Source organism: Winogradskyella marina, assembly GCF_015645385.1.
In the GTDB taxonomy this organism is placed as follows: domain Bacteria; phylum Bacteroidota; class Bacteroidia; order Flavobacteriales; family Flavobacteriaceae; genus Winogradskyella; species Winogradskyella marina.
In genome coordinates, this window is sequence record NZ_JADOET010000001.1 from 388,435 (window position 1) to 413,656 (window position 25,222).

At 35.3% G+C, this 25,222-nt stretch carries 13 protein-coding genes; 3 read left to right on the forward strand and 10 right to left on the reverse strand.

Annotated elements, in window-relative coordinates; all coding sequences use genetic code 11:
* The 10 genes from ITJ86_RS01740 to ITJ86_RS01785 all read right to left on the reverse strand — a co-directional run bounded on the left by ITJ86_RS01740 (nt 1) and on the right by ITJ86_RS01785 (nt 20,267).
* Nucleotides 1-2,607: a glycoside hydrolase family 2 TIM barrel-domain containing protein gene (locus ITJ86_RS01740; RefSeq protein WP_195869877.1), complete on the reverse strand. Its 2,607-nt coding sequence runs from the start codon at nt 2,605-2,607 to the stop codon at nt 1-3.
* Between the two features lie 10 nt (nt 2,608-2,617).
* Nucleotides 2,618-4,840: a beta-glucosidase BglX gene (gene bglX, locus ITJ86_RS01745; RefSeq protein WP_230080181.1), complete on the reverse strand. Its 2,223-nt coding sequence runs from the start codon at nt 4,838-4,840 to the stop codon at nt 2,618-2,620.
* A gap of 4 nt (nt 4,841-4,844) precedes the next feature.
* Complete coding sequence (gene bglX, locus ITJ86_RS01750) at nt 4,845-7,184, reverse strand: beta-glucosidase BglX (RefSeq protein WP_195869878.1); 2,340 nt, start codon at nt 7,182-7,184, stop codon at nt 4,845-4,847.
* Between the two features lie 4 nt (nt 7,185-7,188).
* Nucleotides 7,189-7,992, reverse strand: a complete 804-nt coding sequence (locus ITJ86_RS01755) for a carboxylesterase family protein (protein WP_230080182.1) — start codon at nt 7,990-7,992, stop codon at nt 7,189-7,191.
* A 10-nt stretch (nt 7,993-8,002) separates the two neighbouring features.
* The gene (locus ITJ86_RS01760) at nt 8,003-9,358 is read right to left on the reverse strand and encodes a glucoamylase family protein (protein ID WP_195869880.1); all 1,356 of its coding nucleotides are present in this window, start codon (nt 9,356-9,358) and stop codon (nt 8,003-8,005) included.
* A 5-nt stretch (nt 9,359-9,363) separates the two neighbouring features.
* Complete coding sequence (locus ITJ86_RS01765; protein WP_195869881.1) at nt 9,364-10,737, reverse strand: glucoamylase family protein; 1,374 nt, start codon at nt 10,735-10,737, stop codon at nt 9,364-9,366.
* A gap of 128 nt (nt 10,738-10,865) precedes the next feature.
* Nucleotides 10,866-12,605 carry a LamG-like jellyroll fold domain-containing protein gene (locus ITJ86_RS01770; protein ID WP_195869882.1) on the reverse strand — a complete coding sequence of 580 codons (1,740 nt, stop codon included), beginning with the start codon at nt 12,603-12,605 and terminating at the stop codon, nt 10,866-10,868.
* An 18-nt stretch (nt 12,606-12,623) separates the two neighbouring features.
* Nucleotides 12,624-14,156 (reverse strand): RagB/SusD family nutrient uptake outer membrane protein, encoded by a 1,533-nt coding sequence (locus ITJ86_RS01775; protein WP_195869883.1) that lies wholly within the window; start codon nt 14,154-14,156, stop codon nt 12,624-12,626.
* Between the two features lie 15 nt (nt 14,157-14,171).
* Nucleotides 14,172-17,207, reverse strand: coding sequence for a SusC/RagA family TonB-linked outer membrane protein (locus ITJ86_RS01780; protein WP_195869884.1), 3,036 nt, complete (start codon nt 17,205-17,207; stop codon nt 14,172-14,174).
* 252 nt (nt 17,208-17,459) lie between these two features.
* The gene (locus tag ITJ86_RS01785; protein ID WP_195869885.1) at nt 17,460-20,267 is read right to left on the reverse strand and encodes a helix-turn-helix and ligand-binding sensor domain-containing protein; all 2,808 of its coding nucleotides are present in this window, start codon (nt 20,265-20,267) and stop codon (nt 17,460-17,462) included.
* 700 nt (nt 20,268-20,967) lie between these two features.
* Between ITJ86_RS01785 and ilvD the strand changes: the two genes are divergently transcribed.
* The 3 genes from ilvD (at nt 20,968) to ilvN (ending at nt 25,143) form a co-directional block, all read left to right on the forward strand.
* On the forward strand, nt 20,968-22,647 hold the full coding sequence (gene ilvD / locus ITJ86_RS01790) for a dihydroxy-acid dehydratase (RefSeq protein ID WP_195869886.1): 1,680 nt from the start codon (nt 20,968-20,970) through the stop codon (nt 22,645-22,647).
* Between the two features lie 67 nt (nt 22,648-22,714).
* Nucleotides 22,715-24,451: a biosynthetic-type acetolactate synthase large subunit gene (gene ilvB / locus ITJ86_RS01795; protein WP_195869887.1), complete on the forward strand. Its 1,737-nt coding sequence runs from the start codon at nt 22,715-22,717 to the stop codon at nt 24,449-24,451.
* Nucleotides 24,452-24,612: 161 nt separating this feature from the next.
* Nucleotides 24,613-25,143: an acetolactate synthase small subunit gene (ilvN, locus tag ITJ86_RS01800; RefSeq protein ID WP_195869888.1), complete on the forward strand. Its 531-nt coding sequence runs from the start codon at nt 24,613-24,615 to the stop codon at nt 25,141-25,143.
* Nucleotides 25,144-25,222 lie beyond the last annotated feature (79 nt).

Consider the following 25,222-nt stretch of genomic DNA (forward strand, 5'->3'; position numbering starts at 1 on the left):
TTATATTTTTTCAATTAAAATTCCGCTAATAACAGGTTGCCCTTCAATAGATTTTAACGAAATAGTTAAGCCTTCATCGTTATTTATTTGAACTTCCGTTGTTAGAGTTACGCCATATTTTTGAGGATATTCTAATGCTAAATTGAATTGCTTTTCTATTAAATTAGTATTCAGAAACACATCGAAAACACGTTGTTTTTGGGTTGAATCCTCTTTTCTATTTGATAAATTATAAATGTTCTCTATTGATTTAATTTGCGGTTCAACAAAAAACAAGTCCACCTTATAATTTCCATCAGGAATGTCCACTTTATAGGACGAACACCCTTCTAATAAGGTTTGAAACAATGGTTCTGAAGTCGCGTTTTTAATATCATGTGGCAAACCTTGATTTTTATCTTTGGTCATTCCATAGGGTGTGCCATCTAAAAAACCAAACCAGCCATTTTCATACGCTTGATCGGGTACAAATGTGACATCTCTTTCTTCATCGTTAAAATAAAAATGAGCACCAATATTAATTCCGAAATGATTAAAAGTTTTAAAATCTAATGTGTCTATTTTTAAAACTTCGACTGTTTTTTCTTCTGAAATATGCTCTGAAACAACCTTAATTTGGTTTATACCATTGTCAAAAGGCATTTGGATAGTAGCAACTCCATTTCTAAACTGTATGTCTTCTTGCTTTTTGCCATTTAAATAAACAATTCCTTTATCTTGATTCGAGAATACTTGAATGGCATACGATTCATCTTTATACAAGGTTAACCCTTTTAAAAAATCGGTGGCAATATGAACAAATGGTTCATCAGTATCTAAAACTGATTTGTACCAATAATAAATATCCTTTGGTGTTCTGTTGTATTGCACCAAACCTTTTTGATTAACATGTGGAATGGCATCTCCTCTAAATTCCGAACCAAAATCCGCATAATTCCAAGCCGTCATTCCTGTCATGTAAGGACGTTCGGTAATTTGTTTATAATATGACTGATGTAATTTAGCTTGGTAGTCCGTGGAAAAATCAAACTTTTTTGGTGTTCTTGTAAATATTCTAACGTCTGCTCCTGGTCCATACTCAGACAACAACATAGAACGGTTTGGATAGCGCTTGTGTTGCTCATCTAGAAAAATTCCCAAATCTGGAATATCCTTATCATACCAACCAAAGTATAAGTTCCATCCGAAAATCATTGGCAAATCTGCAATCCCAGTTTCGTTATAAATGGCATTGAGGTGACCAGCCATAACCGTCATATGATTTGGTGCTAATTCTCGAGTTAAAGCTTCGAGTTGTGTCGCTAATTTTACAGATGATTTTTTTAAATCTTGACTTTCTTGTTCTGTTAGTTTATTATTAAAAACCAAACGAATAAAAATCTCGTTCATATAACCAAACATCACAACAGAAGGAAAATTATAATACTGTTTAAGATGCTCTTTTTGCATGCTTATAGAGGTCTCAAAAAATGCCTCAGTATTTGTAACCTTATTAACGATTGGTATTTCTGTCCACACCAAAATACCAAGTTGATCACATAAATCATATAACTCGCGAGCATGCGGATAATGTGCAAAACGAATGACGTTTGACCCCATGTCTTTAATCAGTTCAATATCTTTTTTCTGAAGTGCCATGGGTACAGCATTTCCATAACCTTCATAATCTTGATGACGGTTTACACCAATTAGTTTAATCGGTTTTCCGTTTAAATAAAACCCGTTATCAGCATCTACAGACACCCAACGAAATCCGATATTCGTCGTTTTTGAATCTAAAATTTCACCATTCTTATCTTGAAGTACGAGTTTAAGCTGATATAAATAAGGATTTTTGGGCGACCATAATTTTGGGTCTTTAACTTCGGGAAGGTTTATTTTAAATTCTTCAGACCTTTCTGCTTGAAGTTTAAGCATTTCTACATGTGAATTTATAATACGACCTTCGGCATCAAAAAGCGTAAATTTTAATTCTGTTTTTTCTTTTTTTGAAGCCGTATTGTTTAGAATTGCCGTCACTTCAATTTGCGCCTGTTCTTCGGAAACGCTTGGATAGTTGATATAAAACCCATCTGAAGCAAAATCATCAAAACTAAAATGCTGTTTTGGTAACGTAATCAATTCCACATCGCGATAAATACCGCCATAAAATGTAAAGTCGGCATCTAACGGTGGAATATCTTCATTATGCGAATTATCAACGGTGACTTCAATTACATTGTAAGCATCATAATTTATAAATTCAGAAATATTGAAATTGAAAGCTGTATAACCGCCTTTATGGTTTCCTATTTCTTGTCCATTAATAAAGATTGTTGCTTCTTGGTTTACGGCATTAAACTTTAAATAAAACACCTTTTCTTTTGCCTCTGAAGATATATAAACCTGTTTTTGATAATAGCCTAAACCTCTTCGGTAGCCTGGCTCATCATCGAACGCATCATCTTGATTCCAAGTATGTGGAATATTTACTGTTTGCCATGTCGTTTTATCTTCTGAGAATTGCCACCCAGAATTGATGGTTTTAGATTGCGAGAAACCCTTCAGTAAAAATACCACACATAACAAAACGTATAGGGATGTAGTCTTTGTAGCTATATGTGGCATACTTAAATTATTACTGAGTTAGATTAAATACATGTTGAAACTTAACATCTGAACTTGGTGCAATAGCAATATCAAATTCACCTGTCTCCACTCCATAAGTCATTTCACTGTTATAAAACTTTAGATCATCAACCGAAATGGTAAACGTGACCGTTTTAGATTCTCCTTTTTTAAGGAATATTTTTTGAAAGCCTTTCAATTCTTTAACAGGTCTTGTCACGCTTCCTACTTTATCATGAATATAGAGTTGTGCGATTTCATGTCCATCAACATCTCCTATGTTTGAAATCGTAACGCTGGCTTCAATAGTATTATTAAATGTTAACTCATCCGAAGACAATTTTAAATCTGAGTACTCAAACTTTGTATAACTTAATCCATGTCCAAAAGCGAATAAAGGCGTGTTGGCCACATCGATATAATTACTTTTATAATCTTCTTTAGGATTGCTTTCAGGAATTGGACGCCCTGTGTTTTTCATATTGTAATAAATAGGCACCTGACCTACATTTCTAGGAAAAGTAACCGTTAATTTCCCTGAAGGGTTTACCTTTCCAAATAGTAAATCTGCAGTTGCAGCTCCTCCCATGGTACCAGGAAACCACACTTCTAAAATAGCATCTACTAAATGAATTTCATCCGATAGGTTTAGCGGACGACCATTCATTAAGACTAAAGTGATATTTTTATTAGGATTAGCTTCTCTTATTTTTTGAATTAATTTTGGTTGAATTCCTGGAATTTTTAAATCGGTTCTTGACGCTGCTTCACCACTCATATGATGATCTTCACCCATCACCAAAACAATTTCATCCGCTTGTTTTGATACTGAAATCGCGTCTTCGAAACCAGATTCGTCATCCTTTAAAATCTCACAGCCTTTAGCATATAAAATTTGATTCGATGTTAGGTATTCTGAAACACCTTCAAATACACTAACCGCTTTTCCACCACGCTCTCCTTTTGCAGCCCAATTACCAATAATATCGGCTTCATCTTTTACCAAAGGGCCGATAAAGGCTATCTTTTTAGTGTTTTTTGAAAGCGGTAATACGTCATTATTGTTTTGCAATAACACTGAAGAAGCCGCAGCAATCTCTCTAGCTTTCGCTAAAAACTCTGGTTTATATGCTGTATTGGCTTCACGGTCTTCATCGATATAACGGTAAGGATCATCAAACAATCCTAATTTAAATTTAGCTAGTAAAATTCGTTTACAAGCCTCATTAATATAAGCTTCAGGCACCTTGCCTTCTTCAACTAATTTTTTAAGATGTAAACGATACACATGGCCTACCATATCCATATCTACACCAGCATTCATACCTATTCTAGCAGCATCAACACTATCTTTAGCAAAGCCATGCTGAATCATTTCATTAATAGAGGTATAATCTGAAACAACGAAGCCGTCAAATTTCCATTCTTCTCTAAGGATGTCTCTTAAGGTGAATTTATTACCAGAAGTTGGTACTCCATTTAGTTCGTTAAACGCTGACATAAAAGTTTCTACTCCTGCTTCAACTGCTGCTTTAAAAGGTGGCAAATACACGTTTCGCAATTCACCTTCTCCCATATTTGTGGTATGATAATCACGTCCGGCTTGTGCCGCTCCATAAGCCACATAATGTTTAGCGCATGCTAAAATGGTATTTGGTTGCGATAAATCGTCTCCTTGAAACCCATGAATGTAAGCTTTACCCATTTCGTTATTCAGATACACATCTTCACCAGCACCTTCAGAAATTCGTCCCCAACGCGGTTCTCTAGATACATCTATCATTGGTGCAAATGTCCAATGAATACCTTCTGCAGACGCTTCTTCAGCTGCAATACGCGAACTTTCTTCAACCATGGCTAAGTCCCAACTTGCCGATAAGCCTAAATTGATGGGGAAAATAGTGCGGTGACCATGAATAACATCGTACCCAAATAATAATGGAATGCCTAAACGAGATTCTTCGACAGCAATGGTCTGTAAATCTCGCGTGCCTTTTACAGACATGGCATTGAGCATAGCTCCCATGTTGCCTTCGCGGATGTATTTCCCATTATCTGACCCAACCACAGGTCCGGTTTGATCCCAATGACCACTATACATCACGGTTTGCCCTATTTTTTCCTGAAGCGTCATTAGATTCATTAACGAATCGACTTTAGCCTCATAATTTTGAGAAAAACCAGTACTAAGAGCACCAAATAGAATTATGTATAGAAATCTTAACTTCATCATGCTTTTATTTTGTCAATTCAAATTCAGCCATCATCTTGGTTGTAGAGTCTGTACCAACAAATACTTGGAATTCTCCAGGCTCTGCTACAAAATCTAAATCTGAATTATAGAATTTTAAGTCTTCAACTGTTAGTTTAAAAGTGACTGTTTTAGTCGCTCCTTTTTCAATTTCAACCTTCAGAAAGCCTTTTAATTCTTTAACAGGTCTGGTCACTGAACCTACCACGTCTCTTGTGTACAATTGCACCACTTCTTTACCGTCGTAGTCACCAGAATTAGTAACTTCTACAGAAACCTCAACAGAACCATCCATTCCGATGGTGGTTGTATTCAGTTTTAAATTTGAATAATCAAAGTTGGTATAGCTTAAACCGTATCCAAAAGGATATAAAGGTTCATTACGTTCATCGATATAGTTACTTCTGAATTTTTCAAAGTTGCCTTCTTCATTCATTAAAGGTCTCCCTGTGTTTTTATGATTGTAGAAAATTGGAATTTGACCAACACTTCTCGGGAACGTAGCTGTTAACTTTCCTGAAGGATTTACATCACCAAATAACACATCTGAAATAGCTAAACCTGCTTCACTACCAGGGAACCACACATTAAGAATGGCTGGAACATTTTTATGTTCTTCAACCAAATCTAAAGGTCTTCCTGTAAATAAAACTAACACTACTGGCTTACCTGTTTTAAGCAAAGCATTTAATAAATCCTTTTGAACCTGAGGAATTCCTATTTCTGTTCTACTGCTACTTTCACCACTAAATTCTGCTGACTCACCAATAGCAGCAACAATGACGTCTGCTTTATTTGCAATGCTTAATGCTTCGTCTAATAACTGCTTGTCCGTTCTTCCATCTCTAGGAATATCTTTACCAAACATAGTTGCTCTTTGCTCCAATTCTAAGTCGTAATCGAGATTACTTCCTTTGGCATATAACACATTTGCCTTGTCACCTACAACAGTTTTTAAACCTGCTAAAAAAGGATTAGATTTATCTTGTTGTGTTGCCACACTCCAAGTACCAGCCATATTTACAGCATTATTTGCTAGAGGTCCAATTAAGGCAATTGTCCCTTCTTTTTTCAATGGTAACAGATTATCTTCATTTTTAAGCAACACTGTAGATTCTGCTCCAACTTTTCTTGCAAAGGCTCTGTTCTCATCTGTAAAAACTTCATTTTTTGCTCTATCACTATCTAGATATCTATAAGGATCATCAAACAAACCTAGCTGATATTTAGCTGTCAGCATACGTTTTACAGCAATGTCTATATCTTCAATTTTCACCATGCCTTTATCCACAGCACCTTTTAAAGATTTTACAAATGCTGCAGAAGCCGAAGGAGAATCACCTGCCATATCCATATCGATTCCTGCATTTAAAGATTGCGCAACAACCTCTTCCTCGTTACCAACACCATGCGCCATCATTTCGTAAATCCCAGTATAATCAGTAACTACAAAACCATTAAAACCCCAATCATCTCGTAATAAATCTGTAAGCAACCATTTATTTCCGGTTGCAGGTATGCCATCTATTTCGTTAAATGAAGCCATCACAGAACCAACGCCTGCATCTACAGCTGCTTTATACGGCTCTAGGTATTCGTTATACATTCTGATTTTACTCATATCTACTGTGTTGTAGTCACGACCAGCTTCAGACGCACCATATAATGCAAAGTGCTTAACACATGCCATTAATGTATTATTTTCACTCAAGTCATCTTGTTGATATCCTTTTACCATGGCTTCAGCAATTCTACTTCCTAAATAAGGATCTTCACCATTTCCTTCAGAAACACGTCCCCAACGCGGATCGCGCGAAATATCTACCATTGGTGAAAAGGTCCAGTTAATACCATCTGCACTAGCTTCATTTGCAGCCATACGTGCCGTTTTTTCAATAAGTTCCATGTCCCAAGTCGATGATAAACCTAATGGAATTGGAAAGGTTGTTTCGTAACCATGAATAACATCCATTCCAAAAAGTAATGGAATTTTTAAGCGGCTTTCTTCAACCGCAATCTTTTGGACTGCTCTAATTTTTTCAACAGATTTGATATTAAACATACCACCTACTAAACCGTCTTGGATTTTTTTACCTACATCTGAGCTCTTGCCTAAACCTGTGGTAATATCTCCAGAAACAGGAAGATTAAGCTGTCCTATTTTTTCGTCTAAAGTCATTAGACCCAAAATAGAATCTACCTGAGCTTCAAAAGGATTGTTATTTTCAGAAGTTCTCTTTGTTGAATTCGAGTTTGAATTACAACTTGAAATAGTGAAAGTGATTAAAAAAAATGCTATTAGTTTAAAGTAAAATCGTTTTGTCATTGTATTATTTTGTTTTTGAAAAAAGCCAATTTAAAAGTTCTGGTTCTGCAAAGGCTGGATCCCAGCTATTATGGTTTGCAAAGTCGTATAATGTTAATTTAGGAAATCCACCTGCACTAATGATTGCAGAGGCCATATTTAAAGATAATTTAGGATCAACCACATCATCTTTTGCTCCGTGTAATATCCATAAAGGAATAGTTTTAGCATAGGTGCCCACTGATGCTGGATCACCTCCACCACAGATTGGAATAGCAGCAGCAAATAGTTCGGGTTTACGATAAATAATCTCAAACGTTCCCATGCCTCCCATAGATAAACCCATGGCATAAACCTGGTCTGTCTCTACATACGGTTTAGCCACCATCTCATCCATTAAATCTATCACCAATGCCATTGCTGCAGTTGGTGCTTCATTGTATTTATAATTAAAAGTGATTGGTTTTGTTGAGCGGTCTGCCTCTAACTTAGACCAATAATCATTCTTAGGACATTGTGGAAAAATCACTATTGCTGGTAATGAGTCTCTATTTTTCTCACTCAAAAATAACTTACTCCCATGAGCGAGTTGTTTTTTATTATCATCGCCTCGTTCGCCTGCTCCATGTAGCATCAATACTAATGGGTATTGCTTTGTCTCATCGAAATTTTTAGGCAAAAGCATTCTGTAATTAAGCGTGTCTTCACTTACAATATGATGTTCAAAAGAAAATGAATCTTTTGAAGCTTCAGTTTGTTGCTGTGCTTTTACGTCACATGAACTTAAAACCGTTGCACTAAATACTAAGATTAATAATAGATTTTTCATTTTCATTTATTTAATATGTAAATCCTAGCGTGTTTAAACCATTTTGAACATCTTCATTCTGCATAAAAAGGTTCCACAATAAACCCGTTCTATGATTTTCAATCATAATAATTTCTGGTCCTTGGTCTATGGCTAAATACTGTTCCGTTACCCAATCAATATACTGAGGACTAAACGCATCATAAAAACCAGCAGGTCCTAATAAAATGTCCTTTTTACCATAGAAATAACGCATTGCTGCTAATGATTTTTCTGGTGTATATGGAATTGAACTTATGGCTGCCGTTGGAGAAATAACCCCTAAATCATTTTCGGGATCATGTGCTGAATACCCTGTAGACCCATCTGCATTTCGACTATAACTCGCTGTTAAGCCCCAACAATCCTCTCCATAATCTCTATAGCCGTTTGGATTGGTAACGCAATGTTGGTAATTAATATTAGTATGGTTTACATTCAAATCCCAATAGTTGGCATACTGATCTGATAAATTCGTTGGGTTTAAACCTAAGAAAGAGTAATGCGCCCAAAATAAAGGTCCTGTGCCAGAACCTGCATGATCTAATATTAATGGAATACTATATTGACTTGCAGCCGTTACTATAGTTCCATTATTTGCCCATCCTTGGTGATATACTTCTGGATCTAAGGTGTAATCTGGTGACGCTGCACCTATAATGAAAGCGATTAAAGTCTCATTATAACCTTTTAATTGCAGGTTGATTGCAAACCCATTGTTAGGACTCCAATGCCAATACAACTCATTTTGATTTTGTGTATACCAATCCCACTCAACACCTTTCCATAAGTCATCTGCTTGAGTTGCCAACGCAACCTCTTCAGTTGAACCGTCTTTAAAATACTCTTTTACGCAAATAAGCCCTTGTGCCAAGAAAGCAGTTTCAACTAAATCACCTCCGTTATCTTGATCACTAAACGGAATAGTACTACCATTTGTTCCATTAATCCAATGTGACCATGCTCCATGAAAACGATCTGCAGTTTCAAAGAAGTCAACAATTTGACTTAATCTATTAAAACCCTCAGCTCTTGTAATATAACCGCGTTCAATTCCAACGAGAATTGCCATGAGTCCAAAACCACTTCCTCCTGTAGTAACCACATTTTGACTGTTTGAAGAGGCATTTGGGTGGTAACGCTCTCTAGCAGCACCTGAATTAGCATCTGCAAAATCCCAAAAATACTTAAACGTGGTTTCTTGAGTTAAATCCATTAATTCCTCATCCGTTAATGGTATTACGGGATCGTCATCACTCGGATCATAAGGTTCTTGGTAACCAGGTCCGTCATCTGAACCACAACTAAAAAACAATAACAACACTACCAATAAGCCGTAAACTCTCATACTATTTAATGTTTTTTATATTTGAAACCAAGCTTATCTAACCCTGATTGTACATCCTTATTTTTCATGAATAAATCCCACAATAAGCCTGTTCTATAATTCTCTATCATTACCGGAATAGGACCTTGGTCTATTGCTAAATATCTTGATGCATACCAATTATGCTCAAAACTAACAGCATCATAAGGCCCATATTTCCCTACTAAACTATCGTGATTTTTATACATATTTTCTAATACATGCATACTCTCTTTTGGAGTATATGGGAATGATGATAAAGCTGCTGTTGGCGATACAACTCCAATATCATTTTCAGGACTGTGGCCATAATAACCTTTCACAGAATAACTCGATGTAAATCCCCAAAGACTATCCCCATAACCTTTAAAATTCTTTGGATTATCTACAGCATATTTATAATGAATTTTAGCCTGATTTTGAGTCAACTTCCAATAATCTGCATACTGATCGGACAAGCCATTTGGGTTTAAGCCTAAATAAGAATAATGTGCCCAAAATAAGGGTCCAGTTAAATAGTCATTGTGTTCATAATAGTTTAATACAACCGCTTCATCATAGAATTTTTTATCAGAAACAATCTCTCCATCTTTTGCCCAACCTTTTTCGTAAACCGATTTAGTAATAGAATGTGTTGGAGACGCTGCTGCAAGTACATACATAATTAAACACTCATTATAACCACCAACTGGAAAATTCATATCCCAACCATAGTTAGGCGACCAATGCCAATACAAAACATCTTCACCATTTTTTGTGTACCAATCCCATTCTACACTTCTCCATAATCTGTCAATCTTAGCAACTAACTGTTTTTCTTTATCTGTATTCCCATTATAATACTCAGCAACTGTTAATAAACCTTGAATTAAAAACGCTGTTTCTACCAAATCTCCACCATTATCTTTCTTTCCAAAGGGTATGACTTTACCAGTTTCTCCATTTAACCAATGTGGCCATGCTCCGTGAAAACGATCTGCTTTGTCGAGAAAATCAACAATTTTGAGGTATCTATTCAGTGCTTCCTCTTTTGGAATAAATCCCCTTTCAACACCTACTATAATGGCCATAAGGCCAAAACCGCTTCCGCCAGTAGTGACGGTGTTTTTTGGTGACGTTGGGTAAATATCGTCCATGTGAAGCCGTTCCCTTGCTAACCCTGAGTTTGGTTCTGCTCCTTCCCAAAAATAATTGATGGTTTGTTTTTGAATAGTGTCTAATAATGGACTATCAAATACCACAACTTCTTCAGGTAAACTCTCAACTTGCGCTGTCTTCCCTTTAGAATTGTTGGTATTATTACAGCTCACTAAAAGCAATACTATCAAAACAAAATAGGCTATGTGCTTTGACTGTTTCATTACAGAATCAAATTTTGGATAAACTTTAGCTGCACTTATGACTTTATAAATGCAGCTAAAAGGTTGAAGACTAATTCAAAATATTTATAATTGATTATAAATTATGTACCTGAGTTAGACATAATATTTTAAAGACCATCATTCATCAATAAAGTCATTTCATCCGCAGAAAGCGCTTTTTTGAAAATAAACAATTCATCCATTTGACCTTTCTCAGTTTTATGATCCCATCCACTAAAGTTAGGGTCTCCAGACATAATTGCTAAATCACCCACACCTGTCCAATCAATTCCTGGAAAATCACTTTCTCCCACTAATGCTCCGTCCAAGTACATTGCAGTCTTATCTTCCGAAATTACAAAGCCGACATGCACCCAATTATCAAGAGTTGGATCTATGGTCGCAGGATCTCCTGGATTAAGCCAAGTTGCGTTACTCCCATTACCAGCTAATAGAATAAACTTTTGTGCTGTTTCACTTCCTTCTCTAATGAGACCGAACCCACTAGGTTTGTCTGACGGAGATCCTGGCTCTGCTGGAGCAATATTAAGTATTCCTGCTCTTGTATCAGACCCATCCATTTTCAACCAAAATGCAGCGCTAAAGTTACTTCCTTGTGCCAATTCATCTGACGGTAGGTTTAGATATGAATCCGCAGCGCCTTGGTAGGCGTCACCAGATATTCCTCCGCTAAAATTAAAGCTTGGATTACCCACTTCACTTGCTACATTGCCGCTAACAGCATCTTTATAATTACCATTAAAACTCATATATAAAGCCGCTTGATCTTTCAACATCACGGTTTGAATTTCACTTTGTGTAAGTGTGGTATTATACAATCTTAACTCATCCATTTGACCTTTCTCAGTGTTATGGCCCCATTCGCTAAAATTTGGCCCACCTGACATTATGGTTAAATCTCCAACATCAGTCCAATCAATACCCGCAAAATCACTCTGTCCTGCTAATTCGCCATTCAAATACAAGGCCACAGTACTTTCAGAAATTGAAATCCCTAAGTGTACCCATTCTTCAAGTGTTGGGTCTATAGTTGCAGGATCACCTGGATTAAGCCAAGTGGCATTATCACCATTTCCGGTTAATAATATAAATTTCTGTGCTGAAGCACTACCCTCACGAATTAAACCGAATCCACTAGGCTTATCTGATGGAGATGATGGATCAAGAGGAGCAATATTTAATATCCCTGATCTCGTATCTGAGCCATCTACTTTAAGCCAAAAAGTAGCACTAAAGTTACTTCCCTGAGCAAGTCCTTCCGACGGGAACGTTAAATAAGAATCCGCAGCCCCTTGATATGCAAGAGCTGATATGCCATTATCTGAAGTAAAGCCTGGATTTCCTACTTCTGTAGCAGAGGTTGAAGTGACCAAATCGGTAAAATCACCATTAAAAGGCATGTATAATATTTCTCCAGGATATAACGGTGTATAAGGTGGTTCCTTCGTAAAATTTGTTGTTGCTGTAGTTTCATTTCCTACCAAATCAGTTGCAGTAACCGTTAGCGTATGATCACCAATAGCTATGTTGTCATAAGTCAATTCTTTAATTACTATACGATAGTCCAAATAGCTTCCGGCAGAAAAATATGCAATTTGCATTCCATCCAAGGTTAATGTAATATCACCTACTTCAATATCATCTTGAACATTTATCTCAATATTTATTGTTGAAATTGGATTTGGCTCAAAAATAGACAATCCATCAACAGGACTTATTATACTTACTATAGGTGCACCAGTATCTGGACCTGGATCTACTTCTGTGATTGGATCAATACCATCATAGCAAGACACCATCATTAACATGGCTGCAATTGCTATTATATATTTATTAATTGTTTTCATTTTTTAAAGTTTTAATTATTATTCAAGTGGTAATAAATCCAATTGCGCTTGCGGATAGGGTAGAAACTCCTTATCTGCTGTAAACGTTCTGCCATCGTAACTTAATTCGTCATATTTGTCTAATCGTATCATATCGAAATAACGCACGCCCCATTCCATTGCTAATTCAGCAAATTTCTCGTCCATAACTTGGTCGTTAGTAACGCCTGAAAGCGTAGGCATACCGACTCTACTCCTCACCATATTTACGGCTGCATCAGCGGTCATGGCAGAACTACTTGCTCCTTGTGTTAACGCTTCAGCATGCATTAATAATATTTCAGCATATCGGATAACAATCAAATTTTTACTTGATCCATATTCGGTTCTACCTTCAGTTAATTGATTCGATGGTAAATAATGCTTTCCACTCGCAAACATAGCTCTCGGATAATCATTAAAAATATCACCATCTGGTGTTGTATTAGATATATAATTGGGTAACGATGCATATTCAGGATCTGTCATTAATTCATCCATTCCTCTTGGCGTAAAATTTACACTAGTTATTAATCGTGTTTGATCACCTCTATCAATCATGAATTTGATATACTTTAGACTAGGTTCATAAAAACCCCAACCTGCTGCTGCACTTTCTACAACTGGCGTCCAATTTGAAGGTCCAAATGGTGCAAACAAATGATTATTTGCATCACCATCCTCTGTATTATAATCAGAAAACTGTAGCTCAAAGATGCTCTCATCACTTAGTTCACCAGGTTTTTTGAATAGTTCATAAAAATCTGGATACAGCGAAAATTTATTAGAACCAATGATCGCTCCTGTTGCATCTGCAACACCTTGATAGTTTTCAAGTTCTAGATTCGCCAAGGCTTTAATTGCCAAAGCGGTGTATTTGGTAACGCCGCCGAATACATCTTGACGTTCATTAGGTCTTTGATCTGGAAGAAACGGCATCGCTTCATCCATTAAGTCTGAAATATATTGCATTACTTCGCCTTTGGTTTTAACACCATTCTCTAATTCTAAAGCAATATCTGTAGACCCAATAATAAAAATATCTCCCCACATCCTAGACATTTGGAAATGTGTAAATCCGCTTAAAACTTTACATTCTGCCATATATTGGTCTGCTCTATCCAAATACTCATCTTCTGTTGCAAAATTTTGATAAAGTTGAATGGTTTCACGAGAACTTAAAATTCTTACAATATCACCATAAAAATTCTCCCAAATTTGATTATACATCCAATAGTTATTATCATAAATAAAAAGGTCTGTATCTGCTAATGGCTGTTGATCACCGAGACCTCCTGCGTTTACATCATCTCCTCTTACTCCAATTAGAATAGGATCTTCCCAACCTCTTGAGTACACGGCAGAATAAGCTCCAATTAATGGCAAAACCATATCATCCGATGCAGTATAATCTAAATCATCTGCTGCGAGTTGACCATCGTTTTCTTCTAATTTATCGTTACAGGCAAAAACGACCATACAGAACGCTAACAATAAAGCGAGCTGTTTTGTTATTTGTTTAATATTTTTCATGTTTAGCATTTTTTTTTAAATTTTAATATTTACACCAAAAGTATAAACCGCAGGAACAGGATACGTTTCACGATCCACACCATCGTTAACCTCCGGATTAAACCCATTATAATTAAAGATGGTAATTGGACGCTCTGCAGTACAATACAACCTCACTTCAGGCATATTCTTTCCTCCGAGTGCATTTCGCGGAATGGTATAAGCCAATTGGATATTTTGTACGCGGAAATACGATCCATCCTCTACAAAAAAGCTACTCATTCTTTGGTTCCATGCTTTTCTTCTACCTTCAGATGAAGGATAAGTATTGGTTGTGCCCTCACCATGCCATCTATTTATTGCGAAATCGGCATCAATATTAGTGTCATTTGTAAAAATAACCTCTCCTCTTTTACGGTTGAGTATTTTGTTACCAGTTTGCCCTGAAAAAGAAACAGATAGGTCGAATTGTTTATAATTCACATTTATATTTCCCCCATAAGAAAATGACGGTAAATAAGATCCTAGAACTACTCTGTCATCAGCATCTATAACACCATCGTTATTTTGGTCTTTATAAATAAAATCTCCAGGAACAAGCTGATTCTGGTTCACCGATAACTCATTTTGTGCAGTAGGATCTGCTGCAACTTGCGATTCATTTTGATATACACCATCAACTTCCCACCCAAAAAACGCATTCACAGGCTCTCCAACTATCAGTCTTTGACGAAAAGCAGCACTTCCGGTGTCTAAATACCCTTGTTCAGTATTTATTTGGGTTACTTCGTTTTTTAGTGTTGCTATATTTCCCCCTACTGAAAAACTCCAGTTATCATTGATAATTTGGTTCCAATTTGCAGCTACTTCTAAACCTTGATTTCTCATTTCTCCAACATTATCTAGAACCGTTTGCGAAATAATAGGAACTTGTCGTGGTAATACCAAATCTTTAGTATCTCTTACATAATAATCGACCTCTAAACTTAATTTGTTGTCAAAAGCTCGTGCACTGATACCAAGATTCGTTTCTTCTAAAATCTCTCTTTTTATATTTTGAAAAGTACTTGTAGCCAAAATACCGTTAGTAGGTATATCACCAATACTTGTTACCTCAGTAGATATTGTATTGGTCCCGCTACTACCACCTAGCGATCCGTTAGCTAATTGCCCCCAACTAGCCCGTAATTTTAAAAAGTTAAAAAGGTTACTGTCATTCATGAAATTTTCTTCAGATAAGACCCAACCTAAACCAACAGCTGGAGTAGTAACCCATATTTCTCTAGGAAACCTGCCGTCTCCTTCATGTCTTAATGTAGCGTTAAGCAAATACTTATTCTTAAAACTATATTCTAACCTGCCAAAAACAGCAAAGGAATATTGGCGATCTCCTAATTCACTTACTTGGTTACTAAATGTAGTAGGGTCTGCAAAATCCAAGTACCAAGAACTTTCTAGACCTATACCTTGAATATCGAAACCTGTAGCTTCAAATTCATTTATTTGTTCATCTCTATATGCTGTACCCGCCAACACAGTAAGATTATGATCCCCAAAGGTATCGTTATAAGTTAATGTATTATCCCAATTTTGATTTGAAAATTTATTTTCTTCACGCTTAATATTCGAAGTTTCTCTTTGCGATACCCCAGAAGTAAAATAAGGAAATCTAACATTACGAGCAGAAATTGTAGAATAATCGTGGCTATATAAGGTTTTAAATTTTAATTTATCTGGAATTAAATCGTATTCCACAAACATACTTGCTAATACCTTTCTAACTTTAAGTTGGTTATTGTTATAAGTCATTACAGGGAATGGGTTTTGTGCACCACGATAACCTAACAAACTAGCATCTGAGTAAGGAATTGGAGCCGCTTCTGTATTTAATTCATCAAAAACAGGTAAAATTGGTACCGCAAAATACGCTTGAAACCAAGCCCCATTTTCCGGATTATATTGTGTAGAATTACTAAATATTGCATTTGTCCCAACGGTTAAGCGATCTGACAATTCTATTTCAATGTTAGATTGAATATTGAAACGCTCGTATTCGTTTTTCATATCTAAAATCCCGTCTTGTGAAAAATAACTCGCATTGACGCCATAAGTCGTTTTCTCTGAACCACCAGCGACACCAAAACTATGACTAGAAATTGGAGCAACTCTTAAAATTTCTTTGTACCAATCCGTATTGACGTTTGGAATATTAGGATTAACCCTACTTCTACCAAAACGTTGAATCGCATTTTCCACAAATTCTATATCTGCCTGAGATTGCGATTCATAGGCCATTGTTACAAATTGTTCTGCATTAGCCATTTTAACCACATTCTGGGCATTTTGATACCCTGAATAACCATTGTAAGTAAATACAGGTTTTTGTTCTTGCCTTCCATTTTTAGTCTCAATGATGATAACTCCATTAACCCCTCTTTGTCCAAAAATAGAAATCGAGGAGGCATCTTTCAATACCGAAATGGTTTCAATTTGGCTGCTATCTAAAAAATCGATGGTATTATAAAACATGCCATCAACTACATATAAAGGATTATTACCTCCTTCTTGTGAATTCACCCCTCTAATTCGAACTGTTGGCGAACCACCAGGCGAACCACTACTGACTACTTGCACACCTGCTACTTTACCCTGAAGTGATTGCATCACATTACTGTTGGGTGTTTTTTCAATATCCTCAGATTTAACGGTGGTTATAGCACCTGTTAAATCTGCTTTTTTCTGCGTACCATAACCAACGACAACAACCTCGCTTAACGAAGCAACATCATCCTCTAAAGTAATATTTAAAACGGTCTGATTTTCTATCGTCACGGTCTGGGTAATAAAGCCCACATAACTGAATTCAAGTTGAACACCACGCTCAACGCTAATAGTATAGTTACCATCAAAGTCTGTTGTAGTTCCTCTACTTGTACCTTGCACAATGACATTAACCCCTGGCAAGGGCATTCCATCACTTTCACTTGTTACGATTCCATTAATTTCTAACTGTTGCGCAAAAGAACAGATTGAAAAAAACAACATCAACAATAAACTAGTTTTTGTTTTCATTTATAGATTGTTTAATTTAAATAATAGAGATTAGTTAATTCAATGCCGAAGTTATAACGTATTACTCAAAGTACTTAAAATATATTTACATTTTAAATACACCACTCTTAACGTAGACCGGCTAAAAACTTTAAATAAAACTCACTTTGACGTAATATAAAGCTATAAAAAAAACGTTGTAGTAGCGGTGAAATTAACAAAGTGACGTAGAAATGACGTATTACAAATTAGGAGCTAAGTAAGAAAACGCCTTCAATTTTTGAAATTCAATAAATAATCCACCAAAGAAATATCATTTTCTAAATTTAATTTCTTTTTTAATCGATATCTATGGGTTTCGACACCTCTTACTGAGATATTCATAAGTGGAGCAATCTCTTTTGAAGATAAATTCATTTTGATGTAAGCACAAATCTTTAAATCCTTTGGAGTAAGTTTAGAATGTTTAAGCTTTAAAGCCTCAAAAAATTCCTCGTGAACTTGACTAAAATTATTCTCAAAAACTTCCCATTCATCTTTTAAAACAATTGAATTATCTAATTTTTTTACAATCTTTTTGTATGTGTAATAATTACTGAAACCATCTTTGTTAATCATCAGGTCCTTTTTGATATCCTGAAGCGTTTCATTCTTTTTAACTAAAGCCATTGCATTATTAGCTAATTGCTTACTTTTTAATTTGATTTCGTTCTGTAAGGATTCGTTTTTAAGCTGAACTATGCGTTTTTCGTTTTCTAGCGTTTTTTCTCGCAATAATTTTTGCTGTTCTTTTTGATACTTAACTTTTATTATGCGCTGTTCCTTTGCTATTTTTCTATTGTGAAGGGTATAAAATAGAACTGTAGTTAAAACTGCTAATAACAAATACAATATATATCCTAATGTATCTTTATACCAAGGTGGATAAACATTTAGACTTAGAGATTGAACAGGCGATACATTTCCAGCATTATCACTACTTCTAAAAGCAACAGTATAATCGCCATAAATTAGGTTTGAAAATTCAACTTTATTTCCTTCAACTCTATACCACGTATCGTGTGCTTTATCTGCCTCTCCTTCTGAAATACTATACTCAAAAAAATGGTTTAGAGATTTAGGTGAAGACAATTCTAAGGCTATACTTTCATTAAACTTAAACCCCAAAGATTCATCGTCTATTGCAGAAATACGCATCGGAATATCATTTATTGACATCGTCTCAATTTTTGGTTTTTGCAGACTAACTCCTGGAATAGACGTATAATTTAGCATCATAAACCCATTATCAAGATTTAAAGCGTAGATGGAATCTTTAATTTTAGAAACGTTTTCATAACCAACGATATACCTGTTTTTCAAAAATAAATCATTTAAAAAAAAGGCCTCTTGAGTATCATCAAATGATTTAAATTTTATAAAACTATTTTTATACTTAAGTGCAAAAAGGTCGGTATTATCTTCAGAAATAATATAACTATCCTTCCCTAACAACTCATTAAGCAAATCATAAGGCACTATAGAATCTAGAATAGGCTCATATTTCTGCCAGCCATCGTTAGATTTAAAACTAATATTATTTCTAATATTATAGATGCGAACATTATAATTAGAACTAATGCCTTTATCTAGATAATTCTCTACTTCAGTAATTGCCTCATAATTCTCATTAAAATGAACTCTATATACACCTTTTGTAGCATGAGCCACCCAAGCCGTATGCGGATCTTCAAACACTAAAAAACGCGATGGAACTGTAGTTTTACCAAGGTGTTTTACATGCCATTCACCTAAAATCTTTTCAAATTTCACCAAACCAGAATATGTACCCTGAATATACGTATGGTTTTGTTCTGGTACTTTTTTAATAGTCCAACCACCGTTATGTGTAGAAATACTGGTAAACTCATCTTTGTCGACGATAAATGTACCTTCATTATGGCCACAAAAAAGCTGACCTTCAATAATATCTAAATCCCACACCTGACCTTGCGAGCCTTCTATAAACTTTAGCTTCTCATCTTTATCTAATCTAAAAAGGCCAGTATTTGTCCCAATATAAATATTGTCCTTGTACTCTACAACATCATATACAGCCCCTAATTCCCCAGACACATCATTAAAAAGATAATTACTACTATTAAGATCTATACTGGCTATTCCATTATCTAGACCTAGCCAAAGGTTTCCGGTTATATCAATAGACTGACCTAAAACGGTATTATTGAGTAAGCCATTCTCTTTACTTATATGAAATTTAGATACTCCAAGACTATCTGTAATATAAACACCATCTTTTATGGTACCAAAAACCATATCACCACTTTCTAACATGGAAAATGCATTTAACTGCTGAAGACGTATTTGCTCATTAATGTTGAAATTAGTCTCAATTAGAGTACCTTTATCTAAGAAAAAACTTCCTTTTAAAGACGTCATCAATAGCAACTTATCGTTAAATTTATTAATAGAAATAATTTTAGTATCTATCAGTAAATCATTATAATAAAATGATTCTAATCTCTCACCTTTCAATAAGAACACACCTTCATTTAACGTACTTACATACAAATCATCTTCAACAACACTACAAGATATAATAGCAGAACCAGGTCGTAACTGAACAACATTTTCAAAATCGTAGATATAGATATTTAAAAATGACCTGAAAATAATTTTATCCTTAAAGCTCACGATTTCCCATATCTCTTCATTTGGAGAAATAAGATCAGGAATCATATCACTTAATGAGTGGTATCCTAATGTACCAAATTCATCTCGTTTCCAAAATCCAAATTCTTCATAAGAACCAGTATAAACAACATCATCCACTGCCAAAACCGACCGAACTATAGTTTCGTTAGGTAATTGATAAAATTTCCAAACTAAAGCATCATACTCTAATAAACCACTATTGTTTGCAACATAGACCTTACCATTGTCTGCCCTAGAAATATCCCAATTTTGGTTACCTGCCTTATATTCTGCCAATGTGTAATTATGAATATTTGGAGAGAATTGGCTATAACACTCTGATGAAAAAACAAAGAAGAAAAATAATAATGGCAATAATTTTTTCATTCTGTAACAATACATTTTTTATTATTTAACGCTTAAAAATAAGAATTTCATTCTGAGTGACTTCAAACATCGAAAAAATTACGATAAATAAAGATCCAACCTGAGTTGAGTCTATAGAGTTTCTACTATAATTATTTTTTTTACCATCAAAATATCTTTAACAATTTAAACAATTCCATTTGACGCATCTACATCACCCTGAACAACTTGAGGTTTTTTTTTAGCTCTAGAGTCTTCAAAAATAAACTGATCATTATGCATCATTACCCTAAAACCTTCACCTATAAAAGTTTTAAACGTAAATTTACCTTTTGATCCCTAGATTACTTCCAATAATTGATTCTTTTTAAAATTTAATTAGGAATTCAAAATAAAATCTCTAATATTTGAACCAACAAATGAAAAAACAAGTCATTAATATCATTTCAATTATTAGCATCGTGATTATTTCTCGAAGCCAAGGAATGCTATGACAAATTAAACATAATTAATTTTTAAGCCTTCCTATTTCGGAAGGCTTTTTTTATGCAAAAATTTAAGACACTTGGACATCATATTAAATGCTATTTAAAAAACTTACAATCAACACATTACACTAATAATGAAACTATTGAATTTAGAATAAAAACGCATAACACTAGTAAATAAAAATCGTATAACAACTAATTTAGATTCTGCAAATCAATTTTGCCTAAATACTATGAGCGAATTAAACAAATACAGTAAAACAGTTACACAAGATCCAACACAACCAGCAGCTCAAGCCATGTTGCATGCCATTGGATTAACCAAAGAAGATTTTTTTAAGCCTATTGTTGGTATTGCAAGCACAGGTTACGAAGGTAACCCTTGTAATATGCATCTTAACGACCTAGCAAAATTGGTCAAAGAAGGCACAAAAAATGAAGACGTCGTTGGCTTAATTTTTAACACCATTGGTGTGAGTGATGGTATTTCAATGGGAACACCAGGAATGCGTTATTCTTTACCGTCTCGTGATATCATAGCAGATTCTATGGAAACTGTCGTTCAAGCGATGAGCTACGATGGTTTGGTAACTGTAGTAGGTTGCGACAAAAACATGCCAGGTGCATTAATGGCTATGATTCGCTTAAACAGACCTAGTATTCTAGTCTATGGAGGAACCATTGATTCTGGCTGTCACGAAGGAAAAAAATTAGATGTTGTTTCTGCTTTTGAAGCTTGGGGAAGTAAGGTTGCAGGAACCATGACCGAAAATGAATATCAAAACATCGTTGAAAAAGCATGTCCTGGAGCTGGTGCCTGTGGAGGTATGTATACAGCAAACACCATGGCTTCTGCAATCGAAGCTTTAGGTATGACACTGCCATTTAACTCTTCAAATCCAGCGTTGAGTGATGCTAAAAAAGAAGAATCCGTAAAAGCTGGTGAAGCGTTACGTTTATTATTAGAAAAAGACATTAAACCTTCAGACATTATAACAAGAAAATCTCTAGAAAACGCCGTTCGGTTAGTAACCATCTTAGGAGGCTCTACAAATGCTGTACTACACTTTTTAGCAATTGCTAGAGCAGCTCAAATAGATTTTACGTTAAAAGATTTTCAAGACATAAGTGACAACACACCGTTTTTAGCCGACTTAAAACCAAGCGGAAAATATTTAATGGAAGATGTGCACGCTGTTGGAGGCATTCCGGCAGTCTTAAAATATTTATTAAAAAAAGGACTCATTCACGGAGATTGTTTAACCGTTACAGGAAAAACCATTGCTGAAAACTTATTAGATGTTCCTGATTTAACAGAAGGACAAGACGTTATAAAACCAATTGAAGAACCGATTAAAATATCCGGACACTTAAGAATGTTGTATGGCAACTTAGCAACAGAAGGAAGTGTTGCTAAAATCACCGGAAAAGAAGGTCTATGTTTCCGTGGAAAAGCGAAAGTTTTTGAAGGAGAATACGCAGCAAACGACGGAATTAGAGACGGAAAAGTAGAAAAAGGAGATGTCGTTGTCATTAGATACGAAGGCCCAAAAGGAGGTCCTGGAATGCCTGAAATGCTAAAACCAACGGCTGCAATAATGGGAGCTGGCTTAGGGAAAGATGTCGCTTTAATTACAGATGGAAGATTTTCTGGAGGAACCCACGGTTTCGTTGTTGGGCACATTACACCTGAAGCACAAGAAGGAGGTACAATCGCAGTTGTGAAAGATGGAGACATCATAACAATTGATGCTGAAACGAATTCAATATCCCTAGAAGTCTCTGAAGAAGAGTTACAAAAACGAAGAGAAAAATGGAAAACACCAGAATTAAAATTTGAACGTGGTGTTTTATATAAATACGCTAAAACAGTATCATCAGCATCTAAAGGATGTGTAACCGATGAATTTTAATTCTAAATATAGTTCTTGAATGTCACTCTAAGCCTAGTCGAAGAGTCTCAAATAGATTTTAATAAACATGAAAGAAACTCAAACCATACAAAAACAAGCTAAAGCATCAGAAACCACAGAACGTATTTCTGGTAGTGAAGCGGTTATAAAGTGTTTACTAGCCGAAGGTATTGATACCCTTTACGGTTATCCTGGTGGTGCAATTATGCCAGTTTATGATGAATTATATAAGTATCAAGACAAAATTCATCATGTCTTAACGCGTCATGAGCAAGGTGCAACGCATTCTGCACAAGGTTATGCACGTATTTCTGGAAAAGTTGGTGTCTGCATGGCAACTTCTGGTCCAGGAGCTACTAATTTAATTACTGGTATTGCTGATGCTCAAATCGATTCTACACCAATGGTTTGTATCACTGGTCAGGTTGGTTCGCATTTATTAGGTAGTGATGCTTTTCAAGAAACTGATATCGTCGGCATTTCAACTCCGGTGACCAAGTGGAATTGTCAAGTCACTGAAGCATCTCAAATCCCTGAGGCTTTTGCTAAGGCATTTTATATAGCTAAAAGTGGAAGACCAGGACCTGTACTCATTGATATTACTAAAGATGCTCAATTTGAAGAATTCGATTTTAAGTACGAAAAATGTAAAGGCATTAGAAGCTATAAGCCAGTTCCAGATACGGATGAAAATTCGTTAAAAGCTGCAGCTAAACTTATTAATTCTGCAAAAAAGCCATTGATAGTTTGGGGACAAGGTGTTATTTTAGGAAAAGCCGAAGAAGAATTTAAAGCTATCATTGAAAAAGCAGGAATCCCTTCTGCTTGGACCATTTTAGGGGCTTCTGCAATTCCAACATCTCACCCATTAAATGTTGGTATGGTTGGCATGCATGGAAATTATGCGCCAAATGTATTAACTAACGAATGTGATGTATTGATTGCCATAGGAATGCGATTTGACGATCGTGTTACAGGAAATTTAGCCACCTATGCAAAACAAGCTAAAATTGTGCATTTCGAAATTGATCCAGCCGAAGTTGATAAAAATGTGAAATCAGATGTAGCTGTTCTTGGAGATGCAAAAGCGAGTTTAAAACAATTATTACCATTATTAAATAAGAATTCTCATACAGATTGGCATCAAGAATTTAAAGACTTATATAAGATTGAGTTTGAAAAAGTCATAAAACACGATTTACATCCCACAAAAGACGGTATAACTATGGCTGAAGTGTTGAAAGAAATCAACATTGCAACTGAAGGAGAAGCTGCTATTGTAAGTGATGTTGGTCAGCATCAAATGATTGCTTGTCGTTATGCCGAATTCAACAAAACAAAAAGTAATATTACATCTGGTGGCTTAGGCACTATGGGATTTGCTTTACCAGCAGCTATTGGTGCAAAAATGGCAGCACCAGAAAGAGAAGTCGTTATGATAGCTGGAGATGGCGGTTACCAAATGACCATTCAAGAATTAGGAACAATTTTTCAACAAAAAGTACCTGTAAAAATTGTGGTCTTAAATAATGAGTTCCTTGGAATGGTACGTCAATGGCAACAATTATTCTTTGATAAACGCTATGCTTCTACCGAAATGGTGAATCCAGATTTTGTAGCCATTGCCAAAGGTTATCATATTGAAGCTCAAAAAGTAACAGAAAGAAAAGACTTAAAAGCGGCTATAAAAGAAATGATCGACTGTGAAGGTCCTTATTTCTTAGAAGTGAGAGTAGAAAAGGAAGATAATGTATTCCCAATGATCCCAACAGGAGCAAGTGTTTCAGATATACGATTAGAGTAACGTCAGTTCGAGTGAATTTCAAAGAAGTGCAACGAATTTAAAATTTGTATCGAGAACAATTTAAGTAGCTTCTCGATACAATTTTATCTCGTTCCTCAATAAAACCACTCGAAGTGACGAATAAATATAATAATGAAAGCTAATAGAAAAGCTTAAAAACAATGAGTACAGAAATTAAACATTATACCGTTTCTATTTATACGGAAAACAATATTGGATTGTTGAATAGGATTTCAGCAATATTCCAAAGAAGACATGTGAATGTTGAGAGTTTAAATACATCACCTTCTGAAATCGATGGCGTTTCAAGATTTACTATTGTTGTCAATATTACCGAATCTCAAATGAAAAAGATTCGCGGTCAGATTGAAAAACAAGTCGAGGTCATAAAAGCCTACTATCATACTGAAGAAGAAATCATCTATCAGCAATCGTGTATCTTTAAAATGAGATCTAATTTATTGTTTGACGAACGCCAAATTCAGAATATCATTAAAGAAAGTAACGCTAGAATTGTCACTGTAAACCGTGAATTCTTCGTTATAGAAAAATCAGGAAGAAAAGAAGAAATTGATCTATTACACAGAGAATTATCCGTTTTCGGTATTATGCAATTTACGCGCTCAGGACGTATTGCAGTTACAAAAGACGAAATGAAAATATCAACAATGCTTAAAGCATTACATTATTAATAAAAAAAAGAATTGAATAGAGACTTAGAAATTAAAACGTTTTAACATTGAACCTTTTATAATTTTTTTACTCTCAAAT

What these genes read in the sequence shown, in the direction of transcription:
- ilvB (WP_195869887.1), top strand. Translation starts at nt 22,715, where the DNA reads ATGAAAGAAACTCAAACCATACAAAAACAAGCTAAAGCATCAGAAACC.
- ITJ86_RS01775 (WP_195869883.1), bottom strand. Translation starts at nt 14,156, where the DNA reads ATGAAAAATATTAAACAAATAACAAAACAGCTCGCTTTATTGTTAGCG.
- bglX (WP_230080181.1), bottom strand. Translation starts at nt 4,840, where the DNA reads ATGATGAAGTTAAGATTTCTATACATAATTCTATTTGGTGCTCTTAGT.
- ITJ86_RS01785 (WP_195869885.1), bottom strand. Translation starts at nt 20,267, where the DNA reads ATGAAAAAATTATTGCCATTATTATTTTTCTTCTTTGTTTTTTCATCA.
- ITJ86_RS01765 (WP_195869881.1), bottom strand. Translation starts at nt 10,737, where the DNA reads ATGAAACAGTCAAAGCACATAGCCTATTTTGTTTTGATAGTATTGCTT.
- ilvD (WP_195869886.1), top strand. Translation starts at nt 20,968, where the DNA reads ATGAGCGAATTAAACAAATACAGTAAAACAGTTACACAAGATCCAACA.
- bglX (WP_195869878.1), bottom strand. Translation starts at nt 7,184, where the DNA reads ATGACAAAACGATTTTACTTTAAACTAATAGCATTTTTTTTAATCACT.
- ilvN (WP_195869888.1), top strand. Translation starts at nt 24,613, where the DNA reads ATGAGTACAGAAATTAAACATTATACCGTTTCTATTTATACGGAAAAC.
- ITJ86_RS01770 (WP_195869882.1), bottom strand. Translation starts at nt 12,605, where the DNA reads ATGAAAACAATTAATAAATATATAATAGCAATTGCAGCCATGTTAATG.
- ITJ86_RS01780 (WP_195869884.1), bottom strand. Translation starts at nt 17,207, where the DNA reads ATGAAAACAAAAACTAGTTTATTGTTGATGTTGTTTTTTTCAATCTGT.
- ITJ86_RS01760 (WP_195869880.1), bottom strand. Translation starts at nt 9,358, where the DNA reads ATGAGAGTTTACGGCTTATTGGTAGTGTTGTTATTGTTTTTTAGTTGT.
- ITJ86_RS01755 (WP_230080182.1), bottom strand. Translation starts at nt 7,992, where the DNA reads ATGAAAAATCTATTATTAATCTTAGTATTTAGTGCAACGGTTTTAAGT.
- ITJ86_RS01740 (WP_195869877.1), bottom strand. Translation starts at nt 2,607, where the DNA reads ATGCCACATATAGCTACAAAGACTACATCCCTATACGTTTTGTTATGT.